The organism is Calditrichota bacterium (genome assembly GCA_014359355.1).
In the GTDB taxonomy this organism is placed as follows: Bacteria; Zhuqueibacterota; Zhuqueibacteria; order JANLFK01; family Oleimicrobiaceae; genus Oleimicrobium.
Genome location: JACIZP010000373.1, coordinates 1 through 6282, shown reverse-complemented (window position 1 = coordinate 6282; position 6282 = coordinate 1). Strand labels below are relative to the sequence as shown.

The window sequence follows — 6282 nt, the reverse complement described above, 5'->3', positions numbered from 1 at the left end:
GATGTGGGCGAAAGCCCCAAGCAGGTAGCAAATGAGAAAAATGATGATGGCTCCTGCCGAGACCGTGCGCAGTCTCCGTGCCCAAAGGGCGAACGTGTCGTGCCAGTGTCGTCTTCGGAGGCGCTTCGCTTTCATGCTCTTCTGCCCGTGGTGCGCATAAGTTTGCGAGTATTCAACTCCTCCCGGCTCACGTCGCCAAAAAGGTGCCTCACTTCTTCAGGTTAGGAGCCACGTGGCCGCGGAAGATGTGCCGTGAATCATGCAGGGTTATGAACGCCTCGCGGTCGATGCTTTCCACCATCTTGATTACCTGCCTGGTCTGCTTGCGACGCACCGTAGTGTAGACCAGCTCCACCGGCCCCTTCATCCCTTCGCCGGGCACCACCGTCACGCCAAATCCCGCTTGCCGCAGGGCAGAGGCGATTTCTCGAGCATAGCGCTGGGAGATAACCCGGATATGTGACCACCCCAAGGCGAGTTTGTGCTCGATAGTAATGCCAAGGAGGGTGCCGCAAGCAAATCCCCCAGAGTAGGCGATGACGCTCACCACGTTGTGCATGCCGGCGATGGCCTTGGAAATGGCCACCAGGAAGATGGTAACCTCTACAAAGCCAATGAGCGACGCCACGATGCGCCGCCCCTGGATGATGAAGATCATGCGGATAGTGCCCAGGCTCACGTCGATAATGCGGAACACGAAGATCATCGCCGCGTTGAGAAAAAGGCTCATGTCCATCCTCTCTCAGACGATCCTGCCCCGAACTTGCGTAAGGAATGAATCCACCTCTCCTGCAGTTGGCAACGAAGGTTGCGCACCCAGTTTCTGCACCGCCAATGCTGCGGCCGCGTTGGCATAGTGAACCGCTTCGCCAAGCTCCCGGCCCTGCACGAGAGCAACCGCCAAAGCGCCGTTAAACGCGTCGCCGGCAGCGGTCGTGTCCACCGCCTTTACCGGAAACCCGGGGATGAGATTGGCCTCGCTCCCCTCAGACACAAACGCCCCTTCGGCACCCAGGGTGATGATGACCTTGCCCACGCCCTCTTTGTGCAGGAGTGCGGCCACCTCGCGCCTTGTCCGGTCATCCTGGGGCCTGACGCCGGTGAGGAGCTCTGCTTCGCTCTCATTGGGCGTGATGAGCCCCACCGAGCGCAGCAGCTCACCTGGCAACGGTCTTCCCGGTGCGGGATTGAGGATGACCGTCACGCTATGCTCGGCGGCCAGGCCTACCGCATGACGCACGGTCTCCAAGGGCGTCTCCAATTGCACCAGCAGGGCGCCGGCGTCGCGTATCACCCCGGCGGCTGCCTGCACATCATCCGGCGTCAAGTGGTCGTTCGCCCCGGGGGCCACTACGATGCGATTCTGGCCCTGTTCTTCCACCACAATGAGCGCCACACCTGAGGGGTGTCGAGGGTCAACGGTCACAAAGTCGCAGTGCACGCCCTCGGCTTGCAACCCGGCGAGCGCCTGCTGCCCAAAGGCATCGTCTCCCACTTTCGCCACGAACCAGACCTCAGCGCCCAGCCGGGCCGCAGCAACCGCCTGGTTGGCGCCTTTGCCTCCTGCAGCAGTGAAAAACTCGCCCCCGAGCACCGTCTCGCCCGGCGCCGGCGCTCTCTGGCAGCGAACCACAAGATCGGTATTCGAACTGCCGACAACCACAATTCTCTGGGGGTGCGAGTTAGCCATTCGAAGTCCTGTCCGAACAAGCTGGCGGGGACAGCCATTGCACCTGTACGCCATCGGCGGCACTACAGACGAGGATGCCCGGCTCTTGTCCAAAGCGTCGGACATAGTCCGTGCCCACTCTCTCCTTGAACTCCTCGAGTGCATCTCGCCGCACGAGATTGACGGTGCAGCCGCCGAAACCTGCCCCGGTGAGCCGCGCCCCCAGCGTACCATCTACCGCCAGCGCGCTTTCCACCAGCGTGTCGAGCTCCGGGCAGCTCACCTCGTACAGGTCGCGCAGGCTGGCGTGCGATGCCTGCATCAGCCTGCCAAAATGGGCGAGGTCGCCCCTTTCCAAGGCACTTACTGCCTCTAACACACGAGCGTTCTCGGCCACGACGTGCTCGCAGCGGCGCCGCACGACCGGCGGGAGGCGGTCGGCGAGGGGAGCAAACTGCTCAAGGCTCACATCGCGCAGGGCACTGATGCCTGGTAGCCACTGCCGCAACAGGCGCACCCCCTCTTCGCACTGTGCGCGCCGTTCGTTGTAGGCAGAGGTCGCCAGGCCGCGCTTCTTCTTGGTGTCGCAAATGACCAAAGCCACCTCGTCCAGCGCTAAGGGAACCACGCGGTACTCCAACGAGCGGCAGTCCAAAAAGAGGGCGTGCGCCTGGCGGCCCAGCCGGCAGACGAACATGTCCATGATGCCGCACTTGGTGCCGGCAAACTGGTGCTCGGCCTGTTGCACAAGTTTGATGAGCTGCAATTCGTCCATGACAAACGGGAAAAGCGCCTGAATGAGCGAGGCCGTACCGACCTCAAGAGCTGCGGAGGAGCTGAGTCCCGAAGCCCGCGGCAGCGTGGCAGCGATGAGCACATCGAAACCATCGATTTCCACACCCTGCTGTTGCAGAAGCTGGATGACACCCCGCAGGTAGACCGTCCAGTGCCCGTGCTGCTCCTCCGGGATCGCATGTACCGGGAAAGTGGCGAGATCGTTGAACTCGGCAGCGTAGGCACGCACGATGCGGCCTGGCCGCCGCCGCGCCAACAGGCAGATATGGCGGTCGATGGCCGCCGGCAAGACAAAGCCGTCGTTGTAGTCGGTGTGCTCGCCGATGAGGTTGACACGCCCGGCGGCACGCACCAACACTTCCGGCTGGTCACCGAAAAGCGAGCTGAACTTTTCGCGCAGCTCGTTGAGTTCGCACAAAGTCGTCAAGAATCTCTCCGGTCGTTCCTGTCCGCTTGCGGGTGATGTGCCTGGTTGAGCGCTCATTGCGCCATACCCTGGCTGGGCCAAGAAAAGAAGAAACGAACGCCTTCCCCACGCATTGGGCCTGAAGATTGGCGCGAAAGGATCCGCGAGTCGTTCGGCCGCTCTGGCTTGCCCCTACGTGGTCGCGTAGAGTCGAGGTCGGCAGAACATCTGCGCTCGCGGCCTCGTGCCCCTGTCGGCTTGGGACTGTTCTGTGCTTGCCGATAAGGAAAACGGGCGAGAGACCGTGCCGCACACGGGGCTTTCTCGCCCGTCGAAGTGAGCGTCCCCTAGGGGAGTCGAACCCCTGTTGCAGGATCGAAAATCCTGAGTCCTAACCACTAGACGAAGGGGACGTGTCGTGGCAACGGAGGCGGACAGGCGTGTGTGCTTGTCGCGCCGGCGCGCCTTGCCCAAGCGGTAGGGTGAGCGACGGGATTCGAACCCGCGACCACCAGGGCCACAGCCTAGTGCTCTATCCAGCTGAGCTACGCTCACCATCGCGCCGCCTCGTTCTTGAGGCGGCAAAATATATGAAATTTCCCCCAGCAAAACAAGAGGAAAACCGGTTGCACCCGGAGGGCGAGAAGAGGGGGAATGCCTGTCCGACGTCGGGAATGCGCCACCTTTATGCGGCGCCACGCGGCCCCAGGCCGCGGAGGGGGCGAGGGGTTGCCCCACCCTGCAATGCATGAAGGCATTGCACTCCCCCCAACCCTTGCGCCGAATGCGGTGCATTCTCTGCGCTGGCCATCATCCCCTCACAATCGGGTGGTTCACGCGCAAAAATAGATTGCCTCTTTCGGCCTTTGTGTGTAAATTTGCTGCCAAGCAGGTACGCAGCGGAAGAAGAACGCACGAGTCGGTATGAGTTCGCGGACGGCAAAAGAACGGATCCTTGGGCCAGCCTCGAGGAGGCCCAAACGCCTCCTGAAGGCCCCTCGCGTCCGGAATTGGATCCGCCTCATCCCCCTTTTGGGCGTTTTTCTGCTGGCAGCGCTCCTCGCCTACGCCCGCTGGATCGAGCCTTCCCGCCTACAGGTTACGCACCTCTCCCTCCAAACGGAAAAGCTGCCGCCTGGCTCAAAGCCAATCACCATCGTGCAACTTTCCGATCTTCACCTGCACACTCTTGCCGACTTTCACCGGAGGGTGGCAGCGCGGGCAAATAGCTTTGCGCCGGACCTCGTCGTCATCACTGGGGACCTCATTGGCTCCTCGCACTGGATAGCCAAGGAACGCTCGGCTCAGTTGAAGCCGGCCCTGGCTGCCGTGCGCGAGTTTACCTCCTTGCTGCGTCCAAGGCACGGCCTTTTCATCGTGCGGGGTAACAATGAACTGGTGGCGCAAAAGGAACTCAACAACACCGTCCTGGATGCGCTGCGCGCCACTGGTGCCACCGTGCTCTGCAACCAACACCAGCGTGTCGACCTCGGCGGGAGTTCGCTCTATGTGCTCGGCGCGGACTTTTTCTCCTTCCACCCTGCCCTCTATGCTGACTTTACCACTGCCCGGAGCGGCGAGAGATGTATTCTCCAGGCAGGGTTTTCTACGGACAACGCCTATTCGCATTTTGTGGGACCCGGAAGCGCACTTTGGCAAGACTACGAGTGTACCGGCGCCATGAGCTACTCCGGCTCTGGGGAGGCCGGCATGGGGGTCACTGTCTACTCCGGCTTTGGCAGTGGCGAAGACCGCTTCTACCGCCTGCGCTGGCGCGAGGGGTTGCCTGGGTTTCGCCTGGACGCGCACGGCTCGCCTGTGCCCCCCGTCGACCTGGCACTCTCCGCGGAGGCGGAGCGCTGGTACTGGTTTCGCATCAGGGCACAATCGATGGCCAATTGCACGAAGGTCAGCGCCAAGGTGTGGGAAGAAGGTAGTCCTGAGCCAATGAGCTGGCAATTGCTCCTTGTCGACACCTCGCAGGCGCGCCTCTCTCACGGGACAGTGGGGCTGTGGAGCCACGGCCATGGCACCCGCCGCTTTGCCGACCTGCGCGTGGTGGACATCTCTCGCGACAGCGTCCTGCTGAGCGAATCGTTCTGCGGCAAAGGCCCAGATCCAGAGGGGTGGCTGGACTTTGCCTTGGAACGGGAGGGGATACGGGCGGCAACAAGAGGCATCCCTGAGGGGAGCTTTCGGCTGCTCTTGGCCCACTCCCCTGACATGGTACACCCGGCGGAGGATTTGGGCATTGACCTTGTCCTTGCCGGCCACACTCACGGAGGGCAGGTTCGCCTGCCGGGAGTTGGCGCCCTGTTCAGCCAGACCAAGATCGGCAGGCGCTATGCAGCAGGCCTGTTCTCCTTTGGCCATACCAAGCTGTACGTGAACAGGGGCATTGGGAACGCCCTCGTCCCCTTTCGCCTGTTTTGCCGACCGGAGCTCACCGTCATTCACCTCCTGCCCGCGAAACGCGATTGAGACTCGGCAAAACCGCAACAGAGGAGGGAACGTATGGCATACCTGCTGGGGATCGACGTCGGCACCACCGGGACCAAGACCCTACTCATTCAGGAAGACGGGACCGTGGTGGCCTCGGCAACAGAAGAATACCCTTTGTACACGCCACGTCCCAATTGGTCTGAACAAGACCCGGAAGACTGGTGGCGGGCGGTGTGTGCGAGCATAAGAGCCGTCTTGGCCAAGGTGCCAGGTGCTGCCGGGCAGATTGCCGGCATCGGGCTTTCCGGACAGATGCACGGTGCCGTCTTCCTGGACGAAGGCCACCAAGTCATCCGCCCGGCCATTTTGTGGAACGACCAGCGCACCGGAGAGGAGTGTCAGGAGATCACCTCGCGCGTGGGCGCGGCGCGCCTCATGGAGTTAGCTTGCAATCCTGCGCTCACCGGCTTCACTGCCCCCAAGATCCTCTGGCTGCGCAAGAACGAGCCGCAGCACTACGAACGGGTGCGCACCATTCTCCTGCCCAAGGACTATGTGCGGTTCCGCCTCACCGGCACCTTTGCCACCGAGGTCTCGGATGCCTCCGGAACGCTTCTCTTTGACGTCAAAAACCGGACGTGGTCCAAAGAGCTGCTGGAGATACTGGACATCCCGCGCGAGTTTTTGCCGGAATGTGCCGAGTCGCCGGTGGCGACGGCCAAGGTGAGCCGCGTCGCCGCGGAGCAGACCGGCCTGCGCGAAGGGACGCCGGTGGTGGGAGGAGGTGGCGATCAGGCTGCAGGAGCAGTCGGTACCGGCGTGGTGAGCAAGGGCATCATCTCCTCGACGCTCGGCACCTCCGGGGTGGTGTTTGCCTTCGCGGACAAGCCGGAAATGGACCCGCAAGGGCGATTGCACACCTTCTGCCACGCCGTTCCGGGCAAATGGCACATGATGGGGGTAATGCTCT

Annotated in this window: 5 protein-coding genes and 2 tRNA genes; 2 read left to right on the top strand and 5 right to left on the bottom strand. The window is 62.3% G+C overall.

Annotated elements, in window-relative coordinates:
- Window positions 1-208: 208 nt before the first annotated feature.
- The 5 genes from H5U38_15680 to H5U38_15660 all read right to left on the bottom strand — a co-directional run bounded on the left by H5U38_15680 (window position 209) and on the right by H5U38_15660 (window position 3425).
- The gene (locus H5U38_15680; GenBank protein ID MBC7188464.1) at window positions 209-736 is read right to left on the bottom strand and encodes a DUF2179 domain-containing protein; all 528 of its coding nucleotides are present in this window, start codon (window positions 734-736) and stop codon (window positions 209-211) included.
- 6 nt (window positions 737-742) lie between these two features.
- Entirely contained in the window at window positions 743-1690 is a 948-nt protein-coding gene (rbsK, locus tag H5U38_15675) for a ribokinase (GenBank protein ID MBC7188463.1), read from the bottom strand.
- On the bottom strand, window positions 1683-2891 hold the full coding sequence (locus tag H5U38_15670) for a galactokinase (GenBank protein MBC7188462.1): 1209 nt from the start codon (window positions 2889-2891) through the stop codon (window positions 1683-1685). The genes rbsK and H5U38_15670 overlap by 8 nt, the downstream gene beginning before the upstream one ends.
- A gap of 320 nt (window positions 2892-3211) precedes the next feature.
- Window positions 3212-3283, bottom strand: a tRNA-Glu gene (locus H5U38_15665).
- A gap of 68 nt (window positions 3284-3351) precedes the next feature.
- Window positions 3352-3425 (bottom strand) — tRNA-His (locus H5U38_15660).
- Between the two features lie 369 nt (window positions 3426-3794).
- Here H5U38_15660 and H5U38_15655 point away from each other — a divergent pair.
- Together H5U38_15655 and xylB are read left to right on the top strand one after the other, a co-directional pair.
- Entirely contained in the window at window positions 3795-5351 is a 1557-nt protein-coding gene (locus H5U38_15655) for a metallophosphoesterase (GenBank protein ID MBC7188461.1), read from the top strand.
- Window positions 5352-5384: 33 nt separating this feature from the next.
- Window positions 5385-6282, top strand: an 898-nt coding sequence (gene xylB / locus H5U38_15650) for a xylulokinase (protein MBC7188460.1), incomplete at its 3' end; no start/stop codon positions are given.